The organism is Nocardioides ultimimeridianus, assembly GCF_054777895.1.
Genome location: NZ_BAAHAB010000026.1, coordinates 52,139 through 77,937, shown reverse-complemented (window position 1 = coordinate 77,937; position 25,799 = coordinate 52,139). Strand labels below are relative to the sequence as shown.

26 protein-coding genes and 2 tRNA genes are annotated in these 25,799 nt (G+C 71.2%); 21 read left to right on the top strand and 7 right to left on the bottom strand.

What is annotated here, in order from left to right; all coding sequences use genetic code 11:
- Nucleotides 1-78: 78 nt before the first annotated feature.
- From ACYU8V_RS22030 to ACYU8V_RS22015, 4 genes are all read left to right on the top strand, one after another.
- Complete coding sequence (locus ACYU8V_RS22030; protein WP_460850383.1) at nt 79-1,203, top strand: oxygenase MpaB family protein; 1,125 nt, start codon at nt 79-81, stop codon at nt 1,201-1,203.
- Complete coding sequence (locus ACYU8V_RS22025; protein WP_460850382.1) at nt 1,203-2,912, top strand: aldehyde dehydrogenase family protein; 1,710 nt, start codon at nt 1,203-1,205, stop codon at nt 2,910-2,912. Before ACYU8V_RS22030 ends, ACYU8V_RS22025 begins: the two co-directional genes overlap by 1 nt.
- A 26-nt stretch (nt 2,913-2,938) precedes the next feature.
- Nucleotides 2,939-3,613, top strand: a complete 675-nt coding sequence (locus tag ACYU8V_RS22020) for a TetR/AcrR family transcriptional regulator (RefSeq protein ID WP_460850381.1) — start codon at nt 2,939-2,941, stop codon at nt 3,611-3,613.
- Between the two features lie 93 nt (nt 3,614-3,706).
- Nucleotides 3,707-5,254 carry a long-chain-fatty-acid--CoA ligase gene (locus ACYU8V_RS22015; RefSeq protein WP_460850380.1) on the top strand — a complete coding sequence of 516 codons (1,548 nt, stop codon included), beginning with the start codon at nt 3,707-3,709 and terminating at the stop codon, nt 5,252-5,254.
- A gap of 164 nt (nt 5,255-5,418) precedes the next feature.
- Here the strand turns inward: ACYU8V_RS22015 and ACYU8V_RS22010 are convergent, their stop codons facing one another.
- The gene (locus ACYU8V_RS22010; protein WP_460850379.1) at nt 5,419-5,928 is read right to left on the bottom strand and encodes a YflT domain-containing protein; all 510 of its coding nucleotides are present in this window, start codon (nt 5,926-5,928) and stop codon (nt 5,419-5,421) included.
- 28 nt (nt 5,929-5,956) lie between these two features.
- Nucleotides 5,957-6,418 carry an SRPBCC family protein gene (locus ACYU8V_RS22005; RefSeq protein WP_460850378.1) on the bottom strand — a complete coding sequence of 154 codons (462 nt, stop codon included), beginning with the start codon at nt 6,416-6,418 and terminating at the stop codon, nt 5,957-5,959.
- Nucleotides 6,419-6,479: 61 nt separating this feature from the next.
- Between ACYU8V_RS22005 and purS the strand changes: the two genes are divergently transcribed.
- Together purS and purQ are read left to right on the top strand one after the other, a co-directional pair.
- Entirely contained in the window at nt 6,480-6,722 is a 243-nt protein-coding gene (gene purS, locus ACYU8V_RS22000) for a phosphoribosylformylglycinamidine synthase subunit PurS (RefSeq protein ID WP_460850377.1), read from the top strand.
- Nucleotides 6,719-7,387, top strand: coding sequence for a phosphoribosylformylglycinamidine synthase subunit PurQ (gene purQ / locus ACYU8V_RS21995; RefSeq protein ID WP_460850376.1), 669 nt, complete (start codon nt 6,719-6,721; stop codon nt 7,385-7,387). Before purS ends, purQ begins: the two co-directional genes overlap by 4 nt.
- Before the next feature lie 76 nt (nt 7,388-7,463).
- Here purQ and ACYU8V_RS21990 read toward each other — a convergent pair whose 3' ends face one another.
- Nucleotides 7,464-8,912 (bottom strand): MFS transporter, encoded by a 1,449-nt coding sequence (locus ACYU8V_RS21990; RefSeq protein ID WP_460850375.1) that lies wholly within the window; start codon nt 8,910-8,912, stop codon nt 7,464-7,466.
- A 166-nt stretch (nt 8,913-9,078) separates the two neighbouring features.
- On the opposite strand from ACYU8V_RS21990, the gene ACYU8V_RS21985 reads away from it, so the two are divergent.
- On the top strand, nt 9,079-9,636 hold the full coding sequence (locus ACYU8V_RS21985; protein WP_460850374.1) for a TetR/AcrR family transcriptional regulator: 558 nt from the start codon (nt 9,079-9,081) through the stop codon (nt 9,634-9,636).
- Here ACYU8V_RS21985 and ACYU8V_RS21980 read toward each other — a convergent pair.
- Nucleotides 9,620-11,020 carry a glycoside hydrolase domain-containing protein gene (locus ACYU8V_RS21980; RefSeq protein WP_460850373.1) on the bottom strand — a complete coding sequence of 467 codons (1,401 nt, stop codon included), beginning with the start codon at nt 11,018-11,020 and terminating at the stop codon, nt 9,620-9,622. The two genes, ACYU8V_RS21985 and ACYU8V_RS21980, sit on opposite strands and share 17 nt — an antisense overlap.
- 201 nt (nt 11,021-11,221) lie before the next feature.
- Between ACYU8V_RS21980 and ACYU8V_RS21975 the strand changes: the two genes are divergently transcribed.
- From ACYU8V_RS21975 to purL, 4 genes are read left to right on the top strand one after another with little or no spacing between them, the layout of a single operon-like run.
- Nucleotides 11,222-12,916: a DUF7937 domain-containing protein gene (locus ACYU8V_RS21975; protein ID WP_460850372.1), complete on the top strand. Its 1,695-nt coding sequence runs from the start codon at nt 11,222-11,224 to the stop codon at nt 12,914-12,916.
- Between the two features lie 4 nt (nt 12,917-12,920).
- On the top strand, nt 12,921-13,397 hold the full coding sequence (locus ACYU8V_RS21970; protein WP_460850371.1) for a hypothetical protein: 477 nt from the start codon (nt 12,921-12,923) through the stop codon (nt 13,395-13,397).
- Nucleotides 13,381-14,817, top strand: coding sequence for a hypothetical protein (locus tag ACYU8V_RS21965; protein WP_460850370.1), 1,437 nt, complete (start codon nt 13,381-13,383; stop codon nt 14,815-14,817). Before ACYU8V_RS21970 ends, ACYU8V_RS21965 begins: the two co-directional genes overlap by 17 nt.
- 53 nt (nt 14,818-14,870) lie before the next feature.
- A complete protein-coding gene (gene purL / locus ACYU8V_RS21960) occupies nt 14,871-17,147 on the top strand; it encodes a phosphoribosylformylglycinamidine synthase subunit PurL (RefSeq protein WP_460850369.1) in 2,277 nt (758 codons plus the stop codon).
- 12 nt (nt 17,148-17,159) lie between these two features.
- Here the strand turns inward: purL and ACYU8V_RS21955 are convergent, their stop codons facing one another.
- Entirely contained in the window at nt 17,160-18,200 is a 1,041-nt protein-coding gene (locus ACYU8V_RS21955; protein WP_460850368.1) for a hypothetical protein, read from the bottom strand.
- Between the two features lie 61 nt (nt 18,201-18,261).
- Here ACYU8V_RS21955 and ACYU8V_RS21950 point away from each other — a divergent pair, with 61 nt between their 5' ends.
- From ACYU8V_RS21950 to ACYU8V_RS21920, 7 genes are all read left to right on the top strand, one after another.
- Entirely contained in the window at nt 18,262-18,639 is a 378-nt protein-coding gene (locus tag ACYU8V_RS21950) for a sterol carrier family protein (RefSeq protein WP_460850367.1), read from the top strand.
- A complete protein-coding gene (locus ACYU8V_RS21945; RefSeq protein ID WP_460850366.1) occupies nt 18,636-20,006 on the top strand; it encodes a M20/M25/M40 family metallo-hydrolase in 1,371 nt (456 codons plus the stop codon). Before ACYU8V_RS21950 ends, ACYU8V_RS21945 begins: the two co-directional genes overlap by 4 nt.
- A gap of 34 nt (nt 20,007-20,040) precedes the next feature.
- Entirely contained in the window at nt 20,041-21,501 is a 1,461-nt protein-coding gene (gene purF, locus ACYU8V_RS21940) for an amidophosphoribosyltransferase (RefSeq protein ID WP_460850365.1), read from the top strand.
- 12 nt (nt 21,502-21,513) lie between these two features.
- Nucleotides 21,514-22,575 carry a phosphoribosylformylglycinamidine cyclo-ligase gene (purM, locus tag ACYU8V_RS21935; protein WP_460850364.1) on the top strand — a complete coding sequence of 354 codons (1,062 nt, stop codon included), beginning with the start codon at nt 21,514-21,516 and terminating at the stop codon, nt 22,573-22,575.
- A 142-nt stretch (nt 22,576-22,717) separates the two neighbouring features.
- Nucleotides 22,718-22,891, top strand: a complete 174-nt coding sequence (locus ACYU8V_RS21930; protein WP_460850363.1) for a DUF3073 domain-containing protein — start codon at nt 22,718-22,720, stop codon at nt 22,889-22,891.
- Between the two features lie 91 nt (nt 22,892-22,982).
- Complete coding sequence (locus tag ACYU8V_RS21925) at nt 22,983-23,171, top strand: hypothetical protein (protein ID WP_460850362.1); 189 nt, start codon at nt 22,983-22,985, stop codon at nt 23,169-23,171.
- A 12-nt stretch (nt 23,172-23,183) separates the two neighbouring features.
- Nucleotides 23,184-23,468 carry a DUF2218 domain-containing protein gene (locus ACYU8V_RS21920; RefSeq protein ID WP_460850361.1) on the top strand — a complete coding sequence of 95 codons (285 nt, stop codon included), beginning with the start codon at nt 23,184-23,186 and terminating at the stop codon, nt 23,466-23,468.
- Between the two features lie 61 nt (nt 23,469-23,529).
- Here the strand turns inward: ACYU8V_RS21920 and ACYU8V_RS21915 are convergent.
- Nucleotides 23,530-23,603, bottom strand: a tRNA-Phe gene (locus ACYU8V_RS21915).
- 97 nt (nt 23,604-23,700) lie between these two features.
- Here ACYU8V_RS21915 and ACYU8V_RS21910 point away from each other — a divergent pair.
- Nucleotides 23,701-23,773 (top strand) — tRNA-Glu (locus ACYU8V_RS21910).
- Between the two features lie 66 nt (nt 23,774-23,839).
- Here ACYU8V_RS21910 and ACYU8V_RS21905 read toward each other — a convergent pair.
- Nucleotides 23,840-24,445 (bottom strand): TetR/AcrR family transcriptional regulator, encoded by a 606-nt coding sequence (locus ACYU8V_RS21905; RefSeq protein WP_460850360.1) that lies wholly within the window; start codon nt 24,443-24,445, stop codon nt 23,840-23,842.
- A gap of 87 nt (nt 24,446-24,532) precedes the next feature.
- Here ACYU8V_RS21905 and ACYU8V_RS21900 point away from each other — a divergent pair, with 87 nt between their 5' ends.
- Nucleotides 24,533-24,853, top strand: a complete 321-nt coding sequence (locus ACYU8V_RS21900) for a DUF1330 domain-containing protein (RefSeq protein WP_460850359.1) — start codon at nt 24,533-24,535, stop codon at nt 24,851-24,853.
- Complete coding sequence (locus tag ACYU8V_RS21895; RefSeq protein ID WP_460850358.1) at nt 24,850-25,770, top strand: SDR family NAD(P)-dependent oxidoreductase; 921 nt, start codon at nt 24,850-24,852, stop codon at nt 25,768-25,770. The genes ACYU8V_RS21900 and ACYU8V_RS21895 overlap by 4 nt, the downstream gene beginning before the upstream one ends.
- The last annotated feature ends 29 nt before the right edge of the window (nt 25,771-25,799 follow it).

Below are 25,799 nucleotides of genomic sequence, written 5' to 3'. Positions count from 1 at the left end.
GACCTTTACCGCTACACCGTGAAGCGGTTACCTTTGTTATCGGTGCGTAACGCACCGATAACTTCAGGAGGTAGTCCCATGGCCCAGTCCCACCAGCCGTACGCCGGAGGGTCGGTCGAGCAGCGCGACGCGGTCGCGCCGATGCGCGACCATGGGTTCTTCGCCCCGGACTCGGTCGCGCGCCGGGTGTGGTCCTACCCGACCTCGATGCTGCTCGGCTTCTCGCGCGCTGTGACGATCGAGCACCTCGACCCCGATCTCGCCGCCGCGGTCATCCAGTCGGGCCAGGTCAAGCAGCGCACCCCGCTGCGCTTCGACCGGACCATGCAGTACTTCGCCACGATCCTGTTCGGCGACGCCGAGTCGGTCCTCAAGTCCTCCGACATCCTGATGAAGATCCACCAGCGCGCCACCGGCGTCGACCCGGTGACCGGCCGCGAGTTCGCCGCGAACAACCCCGACTCGCAGCTGTGGATCCACCTCACGGCGTGGCACTCGATCCTCATCACCTACGAGATGTTCGGCCCGGGCCGGCTCAGCGCGGAGGACGAGGCGACGTACTGGGAGGAGTGCGTGACGGCGGCGAGGTTCCAGACGATCGACACCGACACGATGCCGCGCACCCGCGAGGACGTGGCGGCGTACTTCGACGCCTTCCGCACGAACATGATCGCCTCCGACGGGATGCTCGACATGTTCGACTTCCTGGTCAACATGCAGCTCTCCTCGCTGCCGGACGAGGTCCCGGCGCCGATCCGCAAGGCGCTCAACGCGCTGACCTCGCGCGCCGTCGTGGCCACGATGCCCAAGTGGATGCGGGAGATGGGCGGCGTACCGCAGAGCGCCGCCGTCGACATGGCGACCATCGCCGCGCTCAAGCCGGTCCTGCTCGCGATCTCGAAGTCGAACCGGATCATGCTGCCGCTGCTCAAGGTGCTGACGCCGCGCACCTACCCGATCGTGACGCCGTACTTCCTCGGCATCACCCCCGAGAACCCGCACGTGTACGACGAGGACGAGGCCCGCGCCGCGTTCGGCTACCCCGACAAGCCGCGCGCGATCCTCGAGCGCCAGTTGGCCGCCCGCGCCGAGGGAGCCGCGCCGGCGCCGTACGAGCACGACCACCACGACGACCTGCTCGCCTTCGCGACCGCGGGCGAGGACGGCGGCGTCCTGCAGAACGCCGATCACGGAGGACACTGATGAGCACGACCAGCGACATCGCGACCCCGACCACCGCCGATCTCGACGCCGCGATCACCGCGCTCGCCGAGGGGGCGACGCGGTGGGCGACCCTGACTCCCCGCCGGCGCGCTGCGGTGCTGCGCGAGACCCAGCGCGCCATCGCCGCGGAGGCGGGGGTGTGGACCGGCACGGCCACCGCCGCGAAGCGGGTGCCCTCCGGCTCCTACGAGGGCGAGGAGTGGATGTCCGGTCCGGCCGCGTCCGCCTCGATGCTCGCCGAGTACGCCGCGACCCTGGAGAGGCTCGACAGCGGTGCCTCGGCGCTCGAGGGCGTCAAGCTCGGGACCGCGCCGGGCGGACGGGTCGCCGTGCGCGTGCTCCCCGGTGATGCCAAGGACCTCGTGCTGTTCAGCGGCTACACCGCCGACGTCTGGCTGAAGCTCGGGATCACCGAGGCGGCTGCCCGCCGCGACGCCGGCCTGGACGCCGGCAGGGTGGACCAGGCCGGCGGCGTCGGCCTGGTGCTCGGCGCGGGCAACATCTCCTCGATCGGCCCGCTCGACGTGGTCTACGAGCTGGTGGCCTACAACCGTGCGAGCATCCTCAAGCTGAACCCGACCTTCGCTCACCTCAAGCCGTCCTACGACCGCGCCCTCGCGCCGCTCGTCGAGCGCGACCTGGTCCGCATCGTCAACGGTGGCGCGGAGATCGGCGGCTACCTCGCCGACCACCCGAACATCGTCCACGTCCACATCACCGGATCGGCGCGCACCCACGACGCGATCGTGTGGGGCCCCGGCGCCGAGGGCGAGGCGAACAAGCGGGCCGGCACGCCCAAGCTCGGCAAGGAAATGACCTCCGAGCTCGGCGGCGTCTCGCCGATCATCGTGGTCCCCGGCCGCTGGTCGAAGCGGGACCTGCGCTTCCAGGCCGAGCACGTCGTCACCCAGCGTCTGCACAACGCCGGCCACAACTGCATCGGCGGCCAGGCCCTGCTGATCAGCCGGGACTGGGCACAGAAGGACGCCTTCCTCGCCGAGATCCGTGCCGTGCTCACGAGCATCCAGGCGCGTCCGCCGTGGTACCCGGGCGGAGCCGACCGGATCGACCACGCGCAGCAGACCTACCCCGCCGCGGAGCGGGTCGGCAGCGCGCTGCTGGTCCCGATGACCGACGGCGCACCCACCGAGCTGTACGACGGCGAGTACTTCGCCGCCGTACTCGGGATCACCGAGCTTCCGGGCGCCGGCGCGGAGTTCTTCGCGAACGCCGCCGCCTTCGCCAACGACACCCTCGACGGGACGCTGGGCGCCTCGATCATCGTGCACCCGCGCGACCGGCGCGCGATGGGCGAGCGGTTCGACGAGGTCGTGGCCTCCCTGAGGTACGGCGCCCTCGGCATCAACGTGTGGAGCGGCATCGTCTTCCTGCTCGGCGGTGCGGCCTGGGGCGCGTACCCGGGACACACCCTCGACGCGGTCGGCTCGGGCATCGGCGTCGTGCACAACACCCACCTGCTCGCCGACACCGAGCGGACCGTGGCCACCGGACCGTTCCGTGAGTTCCCGCGCTCCTTCCTCGCCGGCGAGGCGAGCCTGGCACCGAAGCCGCCGTGGTTCGTCACGGCGCGGACCGCGGCGAAGTCCGGGAAGGCGCTCGCGCGGCTGGGCGGCAAGCGGTCCTGGCGCAACACGCTCCGTGTGGTGCCGCCGGCGATGCGCGGCTGACGGATCCCTGAGGCAGGATTCCCGGCGTGGAGGGGCGAGACGGTCGGCACGCGCGCTGGGAGCAGCACCGCGGCGAGCGGCGCCGGCACATCCTCGACGCCGCGGTCGCGGTGGTCGCGGAGGCGCCCCCGGGCGCGGAGCTGACGCTGCAGGACGTCGCCGAGCGGGCCGGCCTGGTGCGGACCGTCGTACAGCGCCACTTCGGCGGACGCGACGGCCTGCTCCGCGCGGTCCAGGCCGACGTGCTGGAGACCGCCTTCGCGCGGATCCTCGGGCCCGTCGACGGCGCGGCCACCCTGGCCGACCTGGTGTCGGCGCTCGTCGGCGAGACCGTCGTCTGGGTGCGCGACAACCCCGCGCTGCACGTGCTGGTCGAGCGCGAGGTCGGCGACGGCGGACCCAGCGAGCTGTCCCTCGCGATCGCCGAGTATGCCGAGTGGCTGGCCCGGCTCAACGAGGGCATCGCGCTCGGGTTCGGCGTCGCGCTGGACGACCACCAGCTCGCCCGGCTCCGGCTGCTCTTCGCCGGCGTCATCGGGCAGGTGCGGGCGGTCGTCGCCGACTGGGCCCAGCACCAGCCCCAGCATCTCTCCGACACCGAGGTGCGTGAGGTCCTGACCGACCTGATCACCGCCCAGATCAGCACGCACGCAGCGACGTACGGCGTGCACCTGGAGGGCGGCACACCGCTCCCGCACTGACGGTCCCGCTTGTGGCCGGACACAACGCTGCGCTCGCCGGATTTGGTCTGGCGCACGGTGCGACCGTCCGGGCGCGGCGCTAGGTTTGCGGCCATGTACAACCTGTCGGTCTTCCTCGAGGACAGCGCCCGCCGTTACCCCGCCCGTGAAGCCCTGGTCCTCGGCGACTTCCGGCTCACCTACGCCCAGGTCGACGCGGCCGCCAACCAGGTCGCGAACCTGCTGGTCTCCCGCGGCATCCAGCCGGGCGACAAGGTGGCGCTGAGCTGCCCGAACCTGCCCTACTTCCCGATCGTCTACTACGGCGCGCTCAAGGCCGGCGCGGTCATCGTGCCGATGAACGTGCTGAACAAGGGGCGCGAGGTCGCCTACTACCTCACCGACTCCGGTGCCAAGGCGTTCTTCTGCTTCGAGGGCTCGCCGGAGCTGCCGATCGGCCAGGAGGGCTGGACGGGCTTCAACCAGGTCGAGGACTGCACCGAGTTCTTCCTGATCACCGCCGACCCGTTCGCCGGGTCCTCGATCGAGGGCGCGACCACCTTCGCCCAGGCCCTCGGCGGGCAGCCCGCGACCTTCGAGTCGGTCGCGACCACGGAGACCGACACGGCCGTCATCCTCTACACCAGCGGTACGACGGGACAGCCCAAGGGCGCCGAGCTCACCCACTCCAACCTCGTGCTGAACGCGTTGACCTGCAACCGGCTGTTCGGCTCCGCGCCGGCCCAGGACGCCCACATCGTGGCGCTCCCGCTGTTCCACACCTTCGGCGCGTCGGTGCAGATGAACGCCGGGTTCTCGATGGCCGCCACCTTGCACCTGGTGCCGCGCTTCGACGCCGAGCAGGTCGTCGCGCTGATGGAGAAGGAGACGATCACCTTCTTCGCCGGCGTCCCGACGATGTGGTGGGGCATCCTCAACGCGCTCGGTGACGGGGTCGATGTGGAGCGCATCGCGAAGAACCTGCGGCGCGGGGTCTCCGGCGGCGCCGCGCTGCCGGTCGAGATCATCAAGAAGACCCAGGAGCGCCTCGGCGTACAGATCCTGGAGGGGTACGGCCTGTCCGAGACGTCGCCGGTCGCCACGTTCTCCGACCCCGACCAGGAGCCGCGGCCGGGCTCGATCGGCGTACCGATCTGGGGTGTGGAGGTGAAGCTCGTCGACTCCGACTGGAACACCGTCGAGGGCGCCGACCAGGTCGGCGAGCTCGCCGTGCGCGGGCACCTGGTGATGAAGGGCTACCTGAACCGCCCCGAGGCCACCGCCGAGGTCATGAAGGACGGCTGGTTCCGCACCGGCGACCTGGCGCGGCGCGACGAGGACGGCTTCTACTACATCGTCGACCGGTCTAAGGACCTCATCATCCGCGGCGGCTACAACGTCTACCCGCGCGAGGTCGAGGAGGTCCTGATGACCCACCCGGCCGTGTCGCTGGCCGCCGTCGTCGGCGTCCCCCACGACAGCCACGGCGAGGAGGTCAAGGCGTTCGTGATCCTCAACGAGGGCCAGTCGATCACCGAGGAGGAGCTGGTTGCCTGGGGCAAGGAGCAGATGGCGGCGTACAAGTACCCCCGGATGGTCGCCATCGTCGACTCCCTCCCGATGACCGCCACCGGGAAGATCCTCAAGCGCGAGCTCGTCTAGCGCGAAGCGTCACCTCTGCACCCGCGAAGCGTCACCTCTGCACCCGCGAAGCGTCACCTCCGCACCCGCGAAGCGTCACCTCCGCACCCGCGAGATGGGCAGATGTGACACTTCGAGGGTGCACATCTGACGCCTGGGTGGTGCAGAGGTGACGCCTCGGCAGGTCAGGCGAAGGGGTTCGGCAGGGCCCCGGGCAGCTTCGCCAGCAGCTCCCGCGCCGAGGCCGCCACCTTGTGCTCGACCAGCACCTCGTACCGGGTCGCGACGACCTGGGTGACCGAGGAGAAGTCCCGCTGGCCCCGGGTCGCCGCGTAGCCCACGAGCGACCAGATCAGGCCGAAGAGCAGGCCGAAGATCATCGTGGTCACCACCGCGGCGATCGCGCTGCCGGTGCCGAAGAACGAGAACAGGACCCCGACGAACAGCCCGAACCACAGCCCCGAGAGCGCGCCCGCGGCGGCGACCCGGCCGGTGGTGAGCCGGCCGGTGATCCGCTCCAGCTGCTTGAGGTCGGTGCCGACGATCATGCAGTTCTCGACCGGGAACCCCTCGTCGGACAGGAAGTCGACGGTGCGCTGGGCCGCCGCGTAGTCGTCGTACGTCGCCAGCGACTGCGGGAACTCCAGCTTGAAGCGGGCCGTGGCCAGGGCGGACTGGACGCGTGGGTTGCTCATGCCTCCAGTCTGCCCCCGGGGCGGGCGATCAGGCCTCGATGATCGCCTTGAGTCGCTGCAGCGAGGTCAGCATGCCCGCCTCGAGCTCATCGGCGTGGTCCTCCCAGCCGCCCAGGAAGAGCTGCCCGAACAGCCGCACCCACGCCGCAGCCGGCTTGGCGACGGGGCGCCGCTGGACCAGCCGGGTGCCGGTCCCGCTCGGCGAGAGCTCGTAGATCCACCGCGAGCCGCTCGTCTTGGTGTCCCAGGCCAGGAGCCGCTCCGGCTCGTACTCGACGACGACGTTGCGGGTGGGCCAGATGATGGCCTTGCGGCGGTTCCAGCCGATGTACTGCTGGCCCTTGCGGAACCCGCCGCGCCGCAGCGGAGTCATGCCCATCACCTCGGGGCTCGCCGCGGCGAGTGCCTTCGTGTCGGTCAGGACCGACCACACCTTCGCCGGGGTTGCGGCGACCTCGACCTCGGCGCGGAACTCGTCGCTGCTGCTCATTGGGTCCTCCATGTGGGCCTCGATGGTGGCCGCACGCTATCGCTTTCCTAGGATGTACGCCGTGGCCCGAGTCGTTGTGAGCGTCATGCCCAAGCCGGAGATCCTGGACCCGCAGGGGAAGGCCGTCCTCGGCGCCCTCCCTCGGCTCGGATTCGACGGCGTCACCGATGTCCGCCAGGGCAAGCGGTTCGAGCTCGAGGTCGCGGAGGTCACCGACGCGGTGCTCGCCGAGGTCGACAAGCTCGCCGAGACCTTCCTGGCCAACACGGTGATCGAGAACTACACCGTGAGCGTCGAGCAGTGAGGATCGGCGTCGTCACCTTCCCGGGCACGCTCGACGACGTCGACGCGCAGCGGGCGGTCCGCATCGGCGGCAACGAGGCGGTCGCGCTGTGGCACGGCGACCACGACCTCAAGGGCGTCGACGCGGTCATCCTCCCCGGTGGCTTCTCGTACGGCGACTACCTCCGCTGCGGCGCCATCTCCCGGTTCGCGCCGGTCATGACCGAGGTGATCGCGGCGGCCGAGCAGGGCATGCCGGTGCTCGGCATCTGCAACGGCTTCCAGATCCTCTGCGAGTCGCACCTGCTGCCGGGTGCGCTGATCCGCAACGACCACCGCAAGTTCGTCTGCCGCGACCAGCTGCTGCGGGTGGAGAACAACCGGACGGCCTGGACCTCGGCGTACGCCCAGGACCAGGAGATCCGCATCGTGCTCAAGAACGGCGAGGGCGGCTTCGTCGCCGACGCCGACACGCTCGCCCGGCTCGAGGGCGAGGGGCGCGTCGTCGCGCGCTACCTCGAGATGAACCCGAACGGCTCGCTCAACGACATCGCCGGCATCACCAACGACCGTGGCAACGTGGTCGGCCTGATGCCGCACCCCGAGCACGCGGTCGAGGAGCTCACCGGCTCCGGCACCGACGGCCTGGGCTTCTTCACCTCGCTGGTCGAGCGCGCGTTCGCCTGACAAGCAGCATCGCACCTGACGAACGCGTTGGGTTCTCCGCGGAGAACCAACTCGTTCGTCAGGTGCGACGGCTCGTTCAGGCGACGGCGACCACCGGCCGCCGTGCCAGCAACGTGAGCGCGGCCAGGAACGCCAGCCCCCCGATGATCGCGGCCGCGCCGAAACCGTAGCGGGCGCCGATCAGGAAGTTGGTCGCCACCTGGTGCGCGGCGTACGTCGACGCGATGACCGCCAGGCCGACCGACCCACCGAGCTGCTGCATGGTCTGCAGCAGGCCTGAGGCCGCGCCGGCGTGCTCGGGCTCGACGCCCAGCAGGACCAGCGAGGTGATCGGCATGAAGGTGATGCCGGCCGAGAGGCCGAGCAGCATGATCGACGGGAACGCGCCGCCCCAGTAGCCCGAGCCGTCCGGCAGGAACGCCAGCCGGGTGAAGGCGATGGTGATGCCGAGCGTGCCGAAGACGATCCACGGCACCTGCCCGAACCGGGCCACCAGGCGGGGGGTGACCCGCGAGAGCACGAAGATCGACAGCGGCATCGGCAGGAACGCCAGGCCGGTGCGCAGCGGGCTGTAGCCGAGGCCGTCCTCGAGGAACTGCACCATCACGAAGAACATCGAGAGCATGGCGCCGTACATGCCGGCCATGGCGAGCAGGGCCGCCACCCGCCGCCGGTTGCGCAGCAGCCCGGGCCGCAGCAGCGGGTGGGCGACGCGGGTCTCGGTGACGGCGAGCACGACGAACAGCACCGCGCCCAGGACCAGGCCTCCGACGGTGCGGGCCGAGCCCCAGCCGTGCTCGGGTGCCCCGATGAGCGCCCAGACCACCGACACGGCCGCACCGGTGGACGCGATCGCGCCGACGATGTCGAACCGGCCGTGCCGGCGGTCGGTCTCGCCGACGTAGCGGCCGACGAGGCTGAGCACCACGATGCCGATCGGCACGTTGATGAACAGCGTCCAGCGCCACGACACGGCATCGGTGAGCAGCCCGCCGAGGATCAGCCCGAGGGCGCCGCCACCCGAGGAGACGGCCGTGAACGCGGCCAGCGCGCGGTTGCGCGCGGACTCGTTGGGTGCGCTGGTGGTGAGCAGGGCGAGCACCGACGGCGCCGCGAGCGCCGCGCCGACGCCCTGCAGCCCGCGGGCCACGACCAGGACGGCCGCGGTGGGGGCGAGGCCGCCGAGGGCCGAGGCGATGGTGAAGGTCGCCAGGCCGATGCGGAACAGCCGCCGGCGCCCGAAGACGTCGCCGAGCCGTCCGCCGAGCAGGAGCAGCCCGCCGAAGGCGAGCGTGTAGCCGCTGAGCACCCACGACAGCCCGGCCGGGCTGAAGTCGAGGTCGGTGGAGATGTGGGGGAGGGCGACGTTCACGACGGTCGCGTCGAGCACCAGCATCAGCTGGGCGAGGAGGACGAGGAAGATGCCCAGGCCGAGACCGCCGCCGGTCTCGGTGGGTGTGGTGTCAGGGGCCGCGGCGGTGGCCGCTGGCGAGCGCCGGGAGGAGGCGCTGAGGGTGGCAGACATGCGGGTAGCCGTCTCTTTTCTGGCCGGGTGGGCCGTCGTACAGTTGGTGGAGAGTCACTCCGGTTAACCGGATCCGAAGAAGTGGAGGTAATCTCCGGTTCAGTAGGAACGATACGGAGACTGTCTCCGTTTTGCAAGTGGCTTTCGCAGGAGAAGAGGTACGACGATGCGCGCCGACGCCCAGCGCAACTACGACCGGATCGTCGAGGCCGCGCGCGAGGTCTTCAAGGAGAAGGGGTACGACGCCCCGCTCGACGAGATCGCCAAGCGCGCCGGCGTCGGTCCCGGCACGCTCTACCGGCACTTCCCGAGCCGCGACGCGCTCATCGACGCGATGATGCGGGCGTGGGTCGACAGGGTCGACGACGCCACCGACAAGGCGATCGCCCACGAGGGCGCGCCGCGCGACCTGCTGCTCAACTGGTTCGAGACCTACGTCGAGCTCATCTCCGCCCACAAGGGCGGCCCCGCGAAGCTCACCTCTGCGATCGGCAACGAGGACTCACCGATCCGCACCAAGTGCCAGGCGCTGGTGAACTCCAACCGCCGGGTCCTCGAGCACCTCGCGGCGGCCGGCGCGCTGCGCCCCGACGTCGACGAGATCCAGCTCTCCCGGCTCGTCGGCGGCGTGGCGACGATCGCCGATCAGTCCGAGCTCTCCACCGCCGCGGTCCGGCCCCTGCTCGAGGTCCTGGCCGACGGCGTTCTCACGCCTGCCCCTTGATCAGCAGCACCCAGGCCGCCGCCGTGAGGATGCCGGTCGGCTTGAGCCCCCGGTCGGACTGGTAGGTCTTCACGACCGCCTGGGTGCCGGATCCGTAGATGCCGGTGATCGGCAGCTGCCGCAGCGGGTACGCCGCGTCGAGGGTCCGCTGCAGGCGCCGTACGTCGAGACCGGCGGAGCCGACCTTGAGCGTCGGTGTCGTCCCGGCGGCCAGGAACGCGACCCACACCCGCCGAGTCAGCCGGCCGTGGTCGCTGGTGCCGAAGCCGTGGTCGGCCTTCCAGTGGTGCAGCGCGGTGATGGTGGCGGGCGTGTAGCGACCGTCGACGCTGCCGGTGTAGTACTTCCGCGCCCGCAGCATGCACTGCAGCACCTTGACCTGCGCGGGGTACTTCGCCGTCGCGCTGGCCGGGTCCAGGGTCGGCCAGCTGGTCAGGTCCAGGCTGATGCCGCCACAGGGCCGCTGCACCGGCGCGTAGGCGCCCCGCCCGAGGTCGAGGTAGTCGCGGTCGATGTTGATCCGCACGCCGCCCCAGGTCTCGTCGTGCCCGCCCTGGTACTGCTTCACGCGGCGGTGCGGGTTCCACCCCGTGTTCGAGATGTACGTCGTCGAGGTGTTCGCCTGCTCGTCCCACCGCGCGATCCAGATCGCGTCCGGCAGCGTGTACGCCGTCGGCCGGTTCGCCCGCACCTGGTCGAGCATCGCGATGCCCGACCCGGCGCTGGAGTAGACGCCGGAGACGTAGCCGTGCCGGTGCAGCGCGTCGGTGTAGGCGCTGAGGAAGGACAGCGCCGACTCGCGGCATGCCGTCTTGCTGGTGTCGAAGGACTCGAGGTCGTACCACAGCGTGCTGCCGGCGGCGATGCCCAGCGCGGAGGCGGCGTCGGCGGTCTTCGCCGCCTCGGCGCGGCCCTGGGTGCGCGCCGGGCCGTAGAGGCCCTCGGCGCCGGGGTTGGGCGAGATGGTCGGGTCGACCGCCGCGGAGTAGCGCGGGTAGCGCGGGTTGCACGAGGCCTGCGGGCCGAGCGTGATCGGCAGCAGCTTCCACCCGGCCGCGAGCTGGGTGCGCACCCAGCCGGTGGTCAGGTTCGGCTGGCTGCGGCAGGCCCGTGAGTTGCCGGAGATGTAGATGCCGACCGCGAGGAACGGCGAGCTCTGCATCCAGGCGCTCATGGCCGCCTGCGCCGGCGCCGAGCACTGGTCGAAGCCGTAGCCGCGGAAGTCGCCGGGCGTCACGGGGTTGCCCGTGGTGGCGCTCAGCCGCAGCGGCGTCGGCTCGCCGCGCCGAGTCGCCAGCGGGCTCGCGAGCAGGGCGGCGAGGACGAGCAGTGCGGTCAGGGTCGTCAGGCTCGCACGGAGGACCGGTGAGCGTCGGGCGAGCATGGAAGGCTCCAGTACGTCGGGGAAGCGGCCAGCCACGATAACCACAACTTTCACATCAGTAACAGCGGGCGCGGATAACTACATCGATGTAGTTCGCATCCACCGAGAAATCCGGCGCTCCCGGCGCCCTGTGGCAGGAGATTCGGCTGGTGCCCTCGGGACTTGAGGTTCACGAGGGTCGCGGATGGTTAGAGTCCCCTCGTGACTCAGACATTCTGTGGACAGTGCGGAGCCCCGGTGCAGGGCCCCTTCTGCGGCACCTGCGGCGCTCCCGCGCCGACGCCCGCTGCTCCGACGCCCGCTGCTCCGACGCCGCCTCCGGCTGCCCCGACGTACGTCGCCCCGCCCGCCGCGCCCCAGCCGCCGGCCCCGCCGGTGCCCCCGGCCCCGCCGGCACCGGCCCCCTACGGCGCCCCCGCCGGCTTCCCGGCCCCGCCGATCGCCCCGCCGGCGGCGAGCCCGGCCGGCAACCCGTTCGCCGGCGTCACGCTGCGCGACGTGGTGCTGGACGTGTTGGCCCTGGTGCTGCTGCTGACCTCGCTGGCCCTCCCGTGGGACTTCGCCAGCTCGTCCGACAGCGGCTGGAACGACGTCCACGACCGCTGGTGGGCGATCCTGTCCCTGGTCATCGCGATCTTCGGGCTCGGTGTTCCCTACCTCGGTGCGAGCCGGGCCGTGCCTGGGCTGACCCGTCAGGTGTCGCTGCTGATCAAGCTGGCGACCGTGGTGCCCGCCGCCGTGTCGATCTTCTGCGTGGTCCTCTTCGAGTGCATCCACGTCACCGACGACGAGAAGGGCGGCATCGGCGCCGGCGCGGTGATGCTGCTGGTCGCCGCGCTGCTGGTCCTGGTGCCCCGCACCTTCGACGACCTCCCCGGCCTGTACCGCGGGGTCCGCACCGCCGAGAGAGTCCTGTACGCCGTCGCCGCCGCCGCGATCGTCATCACCGTCGTCGTGAACATCATCCGCATCTTCACCGCCGACGACTCGAGCTACTTCGGGAGCGTCGAGGGCTGGGGCAAGGCCCTGACCGCGTTGCTCGCGGTCGTCACCGTGGTGCCGCTGCTGGTGCCCGCCGCCGCGTCGATCCGCGGCGGGTCGGTGTGGGCGCCCGTCGCGGCCGCCGCTGTCGCGGCGTACGAGTTCGCGGCCTTCTTCAAGGACTCGCTCGCCAGCGCCTTCAACGGCTCCGAGGTGCCGACGTTCGTCTCGCTCGGGGGCGAGAAGCTCAGCTGGCCCGGCGGGGACGTCATCATCTTCGGCTACATCGGGCTGGCCGGGGTCGGTGCGGGCGTCCTGCTCGTCGGTGCCGCCGTCGCCCTGCTGGCCGGTCGCTGGCAGGCCGCCGACCAGACCCTCGAGCAGCGCGCCGCCTGGTGGGTGCGGGTCGCGTCGACCGCCGGCTTCTTCGCCGCCGGGGTGGGCGCGCTGCTGCTGGTGCACAACACGGTCGTGTACGCGATCACCAAGGCCAACAAGGGCGAGAGCCACGTCAACGGCACCTGGATCGCCTGCATGGTCCTGCTCGCCGTCGTGACGGTGGTCGCGGGCCTGACCGGGCTGTTCGCGCAGCGCTTCGCGCAGCAGAAGGTCCTCCCCGTGGCGCTCGCGGGCGGCTGGTTCTTCCTCGGCTTCGTGCTCGCGATCGTCACCTCGACCGCCGACCACTTCGCCCTCGCCACGTCGTCGCTCACCCCGATGGCGATGCCGGAGATGTTCGTGGCGCTGTTCGCCCCGCTGCTCGTCCTCGGCGCCCTGACCGTCCCGACCGCCGTCCGCCGCACCTACGGCGCGGTGATCTCGATGGCGCAGCTCAACGCGGCCGGGCACCAGCCGCCGGCTCCGACCTACCCCGGCCAGAGCTACCCGGGGCAGAGCTACCCGGGCCAGCAGTGACCGGATGAGGATCCACCCGGCATCGGCCGCCACAGCACTGCTGCGTGCTGGGGCGGCCGTGCTGTGGCTGGTCGCGATCACGGTGCCGTGGACCTCCCACGGCCTGCTGTCGCACTCGTCGCTGCTCGACGCGGCCGGCCTGATCCGGGACGGCGCCGTCCCGTCGGTGCCCGCCTCGGCCGCATGGCTGACGATGATCCCCGCGCTGTGCGGGGCCCTGGTCCTGGCCCTGGCCTGGTGGCCGTCCTGGTGGGTGCGGGTGCCGCGGATGGTCGTCGGGGTGGTCGCGACGGTCGCCATCTGCCTGCTGCTGGACCGGCTGTCGGCCTGGCCCGACCGGCTGGGTCCCGCTGCGTGGCTGTCGCTGGTCGGGATCGTGTGTGGCGCGGTCGGCGAGGTCGTCGACGTGGCTAGGGTGTGCATCGTTCGCGTCGGGGGACGCGCTGACATCGGGGAGAGAGCTCATGGTCCAGTGCAGTAATTGCGGCGCGCAGCAGGGCGACGCGGCCGATCGGTTCTGCCGGACGTGCGGTACGCCGTACGCCGCCGCAGCGACCCCTCCGCCGCCACCGGCCCCGCCGGCCCCGCCGACGATGCAGACGCCGCCCACGATGCCGCCGCCCATGGCGCCGCCGGCCGCCCCCTACGGCGCACCGGCGTACGGCGCACCGGCGTACGCCGCGCCCTCCGGCGCCCCGAGCGCCCCGGCGAACCGTCGCCGGCTCGTGCTGCTCGGCGTGGCCGCCTCGATCGTGCTCGCGCTTGTCGCGGGCGGCCTGGTCGTGTGGTCGGTGCTGCGCTCCTCGGGCGGCGCGTCCTCCCCGGAGGACGCCGTCACCAAGGCGGTCTCCGCGATCGCGTCGCAGGACCCGGTGGCGCTGCTCGACGTCGTCGCCCCGGCCGAGGTGAACGGGATCACCGACCTGGCGCAGAAGCTGCGCACCAAGCTGCGCGCGGAGAACGTCAGCAACGGCAACGGCCTCACCGACGCGGTCAGCGTCAAGGTGAGCGACGTCCAGGTGAAGACCGACGACTTCGACGGCGGCTTCGCCCGGGTCACCGTCACCGGCGGCAGCTACACCGCGAGCTGGGACCCCTCCAAGCTCGCGTCGCGGCTGGCCTCGCTGGGTGCCTACCTCCCGGCCGAGACCCGCACCGGCAGCCTCACCGAGCTGGCCGACCAGGCCGACGTCGACCCGACGGTCATCACCGAGAAGGTCGACGGCCGCTGGTACGTCACCCTGATCGGCACCGGCCTCTACCAGGGCTACTCGCAGGTGTACGCCGGATCCGGCGACCCCGCCGCATCGCTGGACTGGAAGGCCGCCGACAACCCGCCCACCTCGATCGTGTCCAGCACGCCCGAGGGGACCTTCAGCAAGCTGGCCGACGCGATCAACTCCCGCGACGTGTCGACGCTGCTCGCCAACTTCGACCCCGCGCTGGTCAAGCCGATGCTGCCCTACACCGCGTGGATGCAGGACGCGCTGAACCGGCACTCCTCCAGCGCGAACGTCACGGTCTCCGACGTCCAGGTCCAGACCGAGGACATCGGCGACGGCAAGGTGCGCGCCGCCATCCAGCACGCCAGCATCAAGGGCTCGGCGACCGACGAGAACGGCGAGACGGGCACGTTCGAGGCCACCATCGACGGTGGCGGCTGCTTCGCGGGCAGCTCGGTCGACCCGCAGGGCTACTCCGACAGCAGTCGCGGCTGCATGAGCGACGTACCCGCCTTCGGCCTGCTCGGCTTCCACGACATCACCGTGGTGATGGACAAGGTGGACGGCGGCTACCGCCTCGACCCGATCGGCACGGTCGTCGACTACGGCAACACGCTGCTCGACCACCTCAACAGCGATGTGATCGGCCAGATCACCAACGGCGCGCTCGGCACCTGACCAGCACCCACGCCGTTGCAGGCGCCACCCCCGGTCACCGATAGGATCCGGGGGTGGCCGAGACGTCCGTAGACACCATCCGACCCACCCTCGACACCGTGGCCGTCGCGGCCGGTGACCCCGACCGGGAGCAGCCCTGGGCGGAGCTGGGGCTCAAGGCCGACGAGTACGCCCGGATCAAGGAGATCCTCGGGCGCCGTCCGACCAGCTCGGAGCTGGCGATGTACTCGGTGATGTGGTCCGAGCACTGCTCCTACAAGAGCTCCAAGGTCCACCTCAAGCAGTTCTCCGAGATTCCCCAGGAGACGGTCCGCGGCCCGATGCTCGCCGGCATCGGCGAGAACGCCGGCGTCATCGACATCGGTCAGGGCTACGCGGTCAGCTTCAAGGTGGAGAGCCACAACCACCCGTCCTACGTCGAGCCCTACCAGGGTGCGGCCACCGGCGTGGGTGGCATCGTCCGCGACATCATCGCGATGGGCGCGCGTCCGGTCGCCGTCGTCGACCCGCTGCGCTTCGGCCCGCTCGACGAGGACGACACCCACCGCGTGCTGCCCGGGATCGTGGCCGGCGTCGGCGGCTACGGCAACTGCCTCGGCCTGCCCAACATCGGCGGCGAGGCCGTCTTCGATGCGACCTACCTCGGCAACCCGCTCGTCAACGCGGGCTGCATCGGCGTCATGCGCCACGAGGACCTCCACCTCGCCAACGCCACCGGCAAGGGCAACCTCGTCGTCCTGTACGGCGCCCGCACCGGCGGCGACGGCATCGGCGGCGTCTCCGTGCTCGCCTCCGAGACCTTCGACGCCGACGGTCCGGCCAAGCGCCCGAGCGTGCAGGTCGGCGATCCCTTCATGGAGAAGCTGCTCATCGAGTGCACGCTCGAGCTCTTCGCCGCGAAGGTCGTCAACGGCATCCAGGACCTCGGCGGTGCCGGCCTCTCCTGCGCCACCACCGAGCTCGCCTCCGCCGGCGACGGCGGCATGCGCTGCGAGCTCGACCGCGTCCCGCTGCGCGACTCCACGCTCTCGCCGGAGGAGATCCTGATGAGCGAGAGCCAGGAGCGGATGATGGCGGTCGTCGAGCCCGCCCACCTCGACCGGTTCATGGAGATCTGCGAGAAGTGGGACGTCGAGGCCGTCGCGATCGGTGAGGTCACCGACACCGGGCGGCTGGAGATCACCTGGCACGGCGAGACCGTCGTCGACGTACCTCCCGCCACGGTGGCGCACGACGGCCCCGTCTACCAGCGCCCCTTCGCACGCCCCGACTGGCAGGACGCGCTCCAGGACGACGGTGCCGAGACGCTCCCGCGCCCGTCGACCGGTGACGAGCTGCGCGCCACGCTCCTGCAGCTGGTGGCCAGTCCGAACCTGTGCGACAAGTCCTGGATCACCGACCAGTACGACCGCTACGTCCAGGGCAACACGGTCCTGGCCCAGCCGTCGGACTCCGGCATGGTCCGCATCGACGAGGAGACCCACCTCGGCGTCTCCATCGCCACCGACTGCAACGGCCGCTTCGCCAAGCTGGACCCGTACGCCGGCGCGCAGCTCGCCCTCTCCGAGGCCTACCGCAACGTGGCGACGGGCGGCGCGACCCCGCTCGCCGTGTCCGACTGCCTCAACTTCGGCTCGCCGGAGGACCCGGACGTCATGTGGCAGTTCGCCGAGGCCTGCCGTGGCCTCAAGGACGCCTGCCTCGAGCTCGGCGTCCCGGTCACCGGCGGCAACGTCAGCCTCTACAACCAGACCGGCGAGACGGCGATCCTGCCGACCCCGGTCGTGGCGGTGCTCGGCGTGATCGACGACGTACGTCGCCGTACCCCGTCGGTGTTCCGGGCCGCGGACGAGGTGATCGTCCAGCTCGGCAGCACCCACGAGGAGCTGTCCGGCTCGGAGTGGGCCCACGTCGTCCACGGCCACCTCGGCGGCCGGCCGCCGGCGGTCAACCTGCCCGCCGAGCAGAACCTCGCCGCGCTGCTGCGCGACCTGGTCGGCACCATCACCAGCGCGCACGACCTGTCCGACGGCGGTCTCGCCCAGGCCCTCGCCGAGGCGGCCATGGTCGGCGGCGTCGGCGCCCGGGTCGAGCTCGAGGGTGACGCGTTCCTGGGCCTGTTCGCCGAGTCGACGGCCCGTGCCGTCGTCACGGTGCCCGCCGACGCGGTGGACGCGCTGATGGCGAGCGCCTCGCACCACGCCGTGCCGGCCGTCGTGATCGGCCGCACCGGTGGCGACGCGCTCGAGGTCGCCGGCCAGTTCAGCGTGCCGCTCGAGGAGCTGCGCGGGGCCTGGACCGCCACCCTGCCGGCGGCCCTGGGCCGCTGACCCCGGCCGGGATCAGCCCCGCAGCGGGATCTCCAGGGTCCCGACCTCGGACTCGAACGGCCTGCCGTCGTAGCCGCCCCAGCCGCTGCCGAGCTTGAGCCGGTAGCGCAGGGCGACGGTCAGCGTGGAGCCGTGGTTGCTGCTGTCGAAGACGAGCGCGGTGTTGGTGTTGCACGCGCCGGTGCGCGGCACCGGGCACTCGTCGCTGTCGTCGCTCGCCCCGATCGTCGTGACCGGGGTGTGGCCGCCGAGGTGGAACGTGCCCTTGACCGCCTGCGGGTAGTAGATCCCGCCCGACGCGGCCGTCTCGCCGGCCTGGACGTAGGTGGCCAGCCGGGTCTTCACGGTCACGACCAGCCACTCGTGGCCCGGCTTCGCCCAGGCGCCGCCGGCGTACGGGAGCACCAGGGGGCCGCTGATGGTGCAGGTGCTGTTGGAGTTGGCGTTCTCGACCCACGTCGGCGCGCTGGGGCAGTCCGTAGCCTTCTTGGTCCGGTACGACAGCCGGTAGAGGCCCTGGGCGCGGCCCACGTGCCGCCGGCCGGTGGTCAGGTCGACAGTCTGCGTGACGCCGTCGAAGTCCAGGGCGAGCTGCGGGTGGTCGGAGCCGGCGGCGACCAGCACGTAGAACGACTCGGCGCCCTGCGCGGGGTCGGGTGAGGGGAGCCGGTAGGAGGCGTCGCCGACGCGCACGTCGACGATCGGGAGCGCGTTCGAGGCGACGTACCGGGAGTAGACGCGGGTCGTGCGCTGGTCGTAGCTCCACATGACGGGCAGGTAGGCCAGCCCGTCGGGTGCGGTCTGCGCGGTCAGCTCGTGGGTGTCGGAGGACGAGAGCTGGGTGACCTCGGCCCCGGTGCGGATGTGCAGGGTCCCGATCGGCGTGGCGAGCGTCGACAGCTTGCCGTGCACGAACTGCTTCGCCTCCCGCGCCGGTACGACGTCGCCGGCCTTGACCTGCGTGCCGCTCGCACCGCACGCGGCGAGGGCGGGGAGCAGGCAGGCGAGGGCGGCCAGGACGGCTGCTCGGCGAAGGCGCATCGGTGACCCCATGGGGACATTGTGTCGGACGGGCCCGCGTCGCCCGTCCCCGCCGCGTGGCACCATCGGTCCGATGCCTGCCCGACTCCGCCCTGCCGACCCCGCCGCGGTCGCCGCCGCCCTGGAGCGCTGGCGCTCCGGTGCTGAGGACCGGGCCGACCTGCGGCTGCTCACCAAGCACTTCCTCGCCGTCCTCGAGGAGCGCGCGCCCGGCCGGTCGGTGGAGGTCCGGGTGCCGCCGTACGCCGCCGTGCAGGTGATCGAGGGTGTCCGGCACACCCGCGGGACCCCGCCCGCGGTGATCGAGACCGACGCCGCCACCTGGATCGCCCTCGCGGCCGGCGACCTCGCCTGGCCGGACGCCGTGGCCGCCGCGCGCGTGACCGCGAGCGGGGAGCGCACCGACCTCTCGGCGTACCTTCCCCTGGCGCCGCATAGGTTGGCTCCATGAGCACCGACCCCGCTGCCCTGCGCGCCCGCCTGACCGAGCTCCTCCCCGGCCTCCGCCGCGACCTCGAGGACCTCGTCCGCATCCAGTCCGTGAGTGCCGACCCGGACCGCCTCGACCAGGTCGAGCGCAGCGCGGAGAAGACGCTGGAGCTGTTCCGCGGCGAGGGCTTCGAGGCCGAGATCGTGCGGGCGTACGACGGTGCGCCGCCGGCCGTCGTGGGGGAGAAGAAGGGCCCCGCGGGTGCTCCCGTGGTGCTGCTCTACGCCCACCACGACGTGCAGCCCGAGAACGACCCGGCCGACTGGGACTCCCCGCCGTGGGAGCCGACCGAGCGCGCGGATGCCCACGGCGACGTACGCCTCTACGGCCGCGGCGCGGCCGACGACAAGGCCGGCATCGTCACCCACCTGGCCGCCGCGCGGCTGTTCGGCGACGACCTGCCGGTCACGCTGCGGCTGTTCATCGAAGGCGAGGAGGAGGTCGCCTCCGCGACCCTGCCCGCGCTGCTGAAGAAGTTCCAGGACCGGCTCGCCGCCGACGTGATCGTGATCGCCGACTCCGGCAACTGGGACATCGGCGTGCCCGCGCTCACCACCTCGCTGCGCGGGCTGATCCGCGTCGACGTCGAGGTCCGCACCCTCACCCACGCCGTCCACTCCGGCATGTGGGGCGGTCTCGCGCCCGACGCGATCATGGCGATGACCCGCCTGCTCAACTCGCTGTGGGACGAGTCGGGTGCGCCGGCCGTCGAGGGCCTCGTCAGCGGCCCGGCCGCCGACGTGGACTACCCCGAGGAGCGGCTCCGCGCGGAGTCCGGCGCGGTCCCCGGCCTGCAGTGGGTCGGCCGCGGCTCGACCGTGGAGCGGATGTGGACCCAGCCCGCGATCACCGTCACCGGATTCGACGCCCCGAAGGTCGCCGGCGCCTCCAACACGATGGTCCCCATGGTCCGGGCCCGGGTCACCGTCCGGATCGCGCCCGGCGACTCCGGCGAGAACGCCGTCGCGCGGCTCCGGGCCCACCTGGAGAAGCACCTGCCGTGGGGCGCGGAGCTCTCCACCACGGTCGTCGACACCGGCGAGCCGATCGCCATCCCGGCCGACGGTCCGGCGTACGACGCCGCGCGGAGCGCCTTCGCCGAGGCGTGGGACGGCACCGCGCCCGTCGACATGGGCGTGGGTGGCTCGATCCCGTTCATCGCCGAGTTCCTGGAGACCTTCCCGCAGGCCTCGGTGCTCGTCACCGGCGTCGAGGACCCCGACACCCGCGCCCACGGCCCCAACGAGGGCCTGCACCTGGCCGAGTGGGAGCGGGTCCTGCTCGCCGAGGCGCTGATGCTCCGCAATCTCGGCGTCTCCGCCGAATAAGGGGCACAGCCCTCCGGCCGGTAGGCTGCACTGTGTGTGCGGAGTCTTCGGAGTGTGGGCACCGGGTGAGGACGTCGCCAAGCTGACCTACTTCGGTCTCTACGCATTGCAGCACCGAGGTCAGGAGTCGGCCGGCATCTCGGTGAGCAACGGCCGCCAGATCCTGGTGTTCAAGGACATGGGCCTGGTCTCCCAGGTGTTCGACGAGAACACCCTGGACGCGATCGAGGGCCACATCGCCGTCGGCCACTGCCGCTACTCCACGACCGGCGCCAGCACCTGGAACAACGCCCAGCCGACCTTCCGGCCCACCGCCGACGGCTCGATCGCGCTGGGCCACAACGGCAACCTGGTCAACACCTCCGAGCTCGCCCAGATGGTCCTGGACCTGCCCAGCGACACCGGTGAGCTGGACATCCACTCGCTCAACCTCGAGGCGTCCACCAACGACACCAGCCTGGTCACCGCGCTGCTCGCGCACCATCCCGACCAGTCGCTCGAGTCGCGCGCCATGGAGCTGCTGCCGCAGGTCAAGGGCGCGTTCTGCTTCGTGTTCATGAACGAGGGCACGCTGTACGCCGCCCGCGACCCCGAGGGCATCCGCCCGCTGGTCCTGGGCCGGCTCGAGCGCGGCTGGGTCGTCGCGTCGGAGAGCGCGGCGCTGGCCACGGTCGGCGCGAGCGTCGTACGGGAGGTGGAGCCGGGCGAGCTCATCGTCATCGACGAGGCCGGCCTGCGCTCGCACAAGTTCGCCGAGCCGGTCCGCAAGGGCTGCGTGTTCGAGTACGTCTACCTGGCCCGTCCGGACGCCACCATCGCCGGCCGCAGCGTCCACGAGGCGCGCGTCGAGATGGGCCGCCAGCTGGCCCGCGAGTTCTCCGTCGAGGCCGACGTCGTCATCCCGGTGCCGGAGTCCGGCATCCCCGCCGCAACCGGCTACGCGCTGGAGAGCGGCATCCCCTACGCGCAGGGCTTCGTCAAGAACGCCTACGTCGGCCGCACCTTCATCCAGCCCAGCCAGACCCTGCGCCAGCTCGGCATCCGGCTCAAGCTCAACGCCCTCGACCACGTCATCCGCGGCAAGCGGGTCGTGGTGGTCGACGACTCGATCGTGCGCGGCAACACCCAGCGCGCCCAGATCCGGATGCTCCGCGAGGCGGGGGCGGCCGAGGTCCACGTGCGGATCTCCAGCCCGCCGGTGAAGTGGCCGTGCTTCTACGGCATCGACTTCGCCACCCGCGCGGAGCTGATCGCCAACGGCCTCGACGCCGAGGAGATCGCCTCCAGCATCGGCGCCGACAGCCTCGGCTACATCTCGCTGGACGGCATGGTCGATGCCACCGACCAGACCAAGGACTCGCTGTGCACCGCGTGCTTCACCGGCGAGTACCCGATCCCGCTGCCCGATGAGTCGCTGCTCGGCAAGCACCTGCTCGAGGTCAGCCTGAAGTCCCAGACCCACGGCGAGGCGCTGCCCGTCTTCAACAACCCCTGATCGAGGAGTCCCGTGGCTGACAACGCCTACGCCCAGGCCGGCGTCGACATCGAGGCCGCCGACCGCGCCGTCGACCTGATGAAGGAGTGGGTCGAGAAGGCCCGCCGGCCCGAGATGCTGGGCGGGCTGGGCGGCTTCGCCGGCCTCTTCGACGCGTCGGCGCTGACGGCGTACAAGCGCCCCCTGCTCGCGACCTCCACCGACGGCGTCGGCACCAAGGTCGACATCGCGCGGCGGATGGACAAGCACGACACGATCGGCTTCGACCTGGTCGGCATGGTCGTCGACGACCTCGTCGTGTGCGGCGCCGAGCCGCTGTTCATGACCGACTACATCGCGACCGGCAAGGTCGTCCCGGAGCGGATCGCCGCGATCGTCAAGGGCATCGCCGAGGCGTGCGTCGAGGCGGGCTGCGCGCTCGTCGGCGGCGAGACGGCCGAGCACCCGGGCCTCCTCGCGCCCGACGAGTACGACGTCGCCGGCGCCACCACCGGCGTCGTCGAGGCCGACGCGCTGCTGGGCGCCGACCGCGTGCGCGCGGGCGACGTGGCGATCGCGATGGCCGCCAGCGGCCTGCACTCCAACGGCTACTCGCTGGCCCGCCACGTCTTCTTCACCCACGCCGGCTGGTCGCTCGACCGGTACGTCGAGGAGCTCGGCCACACGCTCGGCGAGGAGCTGCTGGTCCCGACCCGGCTCTACACCAAGCCGTGCCTGGCGATCGCCCGCGAGACCGAGACGCACGCGATGGCCCACGTGACCGGCGGCGGCCTGGCCAACAACCTGGCGCGGGTCATGCCCGAGGGCCTCAAGGCCACCCTGGACCGCGGCAGCTGGACGCCCGCGCCGATCTTCGACGTCGTCCGCAAGGTCGGCGACGTACCGCAGCCCGACCTCGAGGCGACGCTCAACTGCGGGGTGGGGATGGTCGCGCTGACCGCCCCCGACGCCGTCGACGCGGCGATCGCGCGGCTCGCCGAGCTCGGCATCGACGCCTGGGTGGCCGGCGAGGTCACGGCCGACGCCGGTGGTCCGGGCAGCGTCGAGCTGGTGGGTCAGCACCCCGGCTGGTGACCTTCGCCGCACCGAGGCGTCCAATCCGTGCCCTGGCGTGCGGGAACAGCCACCGAGAAGGTAGCGTTGGTCCCACGAGACTCTGATGAGAAGTCCGGGGCCCTGTAGGGCACCGGCCAAGTGTGCGAGGGGGCTGGACCTTATGGGCCGCGGCCGAGCGAAAGCCAAGCAGACGAAGGTCGCTCGCGACCTGAAGTACCGGACCCACGACACCGATCTCGGTGCGCTGGCCCGCGAGCTCCACGGGGAGGAGTCCCCGGACGTCGACGACGTCCAGGACGACCTGCCCGAGCGCTGGTCCGATTACCGCGACTGATCGGGTCCCGGGCCGTCGGGCCTGGGAATCGGCTGTGAGTCGCTAGCCACCGCTCCGGTTTCGCGCACGGATCGGGTTGACTGGTCCTGCCATGAACGTCAGCGACCCGCGACCCGTCCCCGGCGTACCTTCCACGGTGCACGAGGACGCGTGGGACGCCGTCGTCCGCTCGGTGCGAGCCGAGCTGCGGGCGGCACAGGACCGCTTGGCGACCCCGCACGAGATCGCGCCGTTGCGGCACCGGCTGGCGGCCCTGGAGTCGCTGCGCCGCCACCTCTGAGCAGGAGTAGACATGAGAAGCATCGGATTCTCCGCGACCGACCGGGCCGCGCGGTACGGCAAGCAGCTCGCGTCCCACCTGGGGCGCAAGCACGGCAGCACCTGGTCCGAGGACGAGGAGCGCGGGACGATCACCTTCGGCGAGGGCGGTGCGGAGCTGGTCGCGACGCCCGAGGGCCTCGAGATCGTCGTGACCGGGCCGGACCTGGACACCCTCGAGGACGTCGTCGGACGGCACCTGGTCCGCTTCGGCGAGAAGGACGAGCTCACCATCGCGTGGACCCGCGAGGACGCCTGAGGCGGCGTACCGAAGACACACGAAGGGCCGGTCAGAGAACTGACCGGCCCTTCGTCGCTTGTGGGCAGGGGCGGGGTCGAACCGCCGACCTATCGAGTTTCAGTCGATCGCTCGTACCAACTGAGCTACCTGCCCAAGCAGGGCGAAACCTTACCGGAGCCGCTCCGACCCGCCGAATCGGTGGTCCAGATCGAGCCCCACTATGCTGTGCGGGCCGCGTTCGGCGCGGCAGGCCCCCTTCGTCTAGCGGCCCAGGACCCCGCCCTTTCACGGCGGTAGCGCCGGTTCGAATCCGGTAGGGGGTACGAGCGAGGCCCTGTTCGGCCTTGCGACAAGCAGGTCCCCCCGAGGTTCCGACGTTGCGGCCGGGTTCATCGACCGATCATGAGAGCCAGGACGGTGTTGACCGCGGTCTCGAAGGGGCGGATGTCGCGTCGTACTTGGGCGAGCAGCAGCGCTCCTTCGAGGGTGGCGAGCAGCGTCGTGGCGAGGTCGTCCGGACCAATGTCGGGTGGAAGCCTGCCCTCGACCTCAAGGGGCCTGAGTCCATCGCTGATGGCCGCGGTCCATCGATCGAACCCGGCCGCGATGAGGGCTCGAGCCTCGGGGTCGTTCTCGGCGAGTTGGCCCCCCAGCGAGCCCAGTTGGCAGCCGCCGATCGCCTGGGTGCGCCTCGCTGCAGCCATCACCATCTCCCGCCACGCTTCGATGCCGTTCGCAGTGCCCAGCACCTGCTTGTTGCGTTCGACGATGGCGTCGGCCTGGTAGTCGATCACGGCCTGCACGAGGGCGTTCTTGTCGGGGAAGTAGTGGTACAGCTGCGAGCCGCTGACGTCTGCCGCCGCCTTGACGTGATCCAGCGTGGTAGCCGCTACGCCGTGCTCGTGGATGAGCCCGGCGGCCTCCTCGACGATGCGCGCACGCGTGCGCGCCCCCTTGGTGGTGAGCTTCGGGCGGCCAGCTGCCTCGTCGGTCATGTCCCCACCCTAGTCGTTTTGGGTTTGACAACCCAGTTTGTATTCGGCAATAGTGGGTTACCCAACCCAAAACAGAGGAATGTCGACATGAGCGCGTACGTGGTGGTGGAGTTCAGCGTCAAGGATCCGGATGTCTACCGTGAGCAGTACGCCGCCAAGGCCGGCCGGATCGCCGAGAAGTACGGAGCCGAGGCTCTTGCCAACGACGCGTGGGAACTCTTGGACGGCGAGATCTCGCGGACCTCGGGGGCGCTGATGCGATTTCCCGACTACGGGTCCGTCGTCCGGTGGTACCAGTCTCCGGAGTACCAGGAGCTGATGGTCGTCCGCGGTCTCGCGATGGATGCTCGCTTCAGCCTGATCGACGGACTCCCGACGTCCACCCAGGCTGAGGTGGACTCGGAATGAGCGGGCAGCAGCGGAGGACGGCTCTGATCACGGGCGCAAACGCTGGTCTGGGCAAGGAGGTGGCCCGGCAACTGGCCCTGCGGCCCGAGACGGCGCGCATCTACCTTGCGTGCCGGAACGAAGCGCGTGCGGCACAGGCGAAGACGGAGCTCGAGGCCACGACGGGCCGGCGCATCTTCGACATCGTCCTCATGGACGTCGCGGATCTCGGCTCGGTCCGAGCCGGTCTGGCCAGCTTCGACGGAGCCGTCGACGCGCTCGTCATGAACGCCGGTGTCATCGGCCCGCAGGCCTTGGATCTGACCCCTGACGGGGTCACCACCACGTTCGCAACGAACGTCCTCGGCCACGTCTCCCTTCTGGAGGGGCTCCTCGCCGAGGATCGACTTGGCGAGGTCGCCCTGTTCGTGGGAAGCGAGGCGGTCAGGGGCGTTCCGAAGCTGCGGATGAAGGGCCCATCGTTCGTGTCGAACTCAGCTGACGAGCTCGCGTCCGTCATCGATGGCAGTTACTTCGCCGGCCGCAAGCCGGACTTCAACATGGCGTTCGGCCAGGCCAAGTACATCGGCACTCTGTGGATGGGCTACCTGGCCCGCCGCCACCCCGACCGCCGCTTCATCACCGTGAGCCCGGGCAACACCACGGGCACCCAAGCAGCCAGCGGCCTCCCGTTACCGATGCGGGTAGCGGCGAAGTACGTCCTGCCCGCCCTCGGCCTGTCCCACAAGCTCGAGGTGGGCGCCAAGCGGCTCGTCGACGGCGTCACCGATCCGGCCTTGTCGAGCGGGGCGTTCTACGCCAGCGCGGCCAACACGCTCACGGGTCCGATGGTCGACCAAGCAGACTTCCTCCCCGCGCTGACCAACCCGTCCTTCCAGGACAACGCCAACGAGGCCGTCCACCGATTCATCTCATAGCGGTTCCCCGAGCGGAGTCGGCTCCTGGA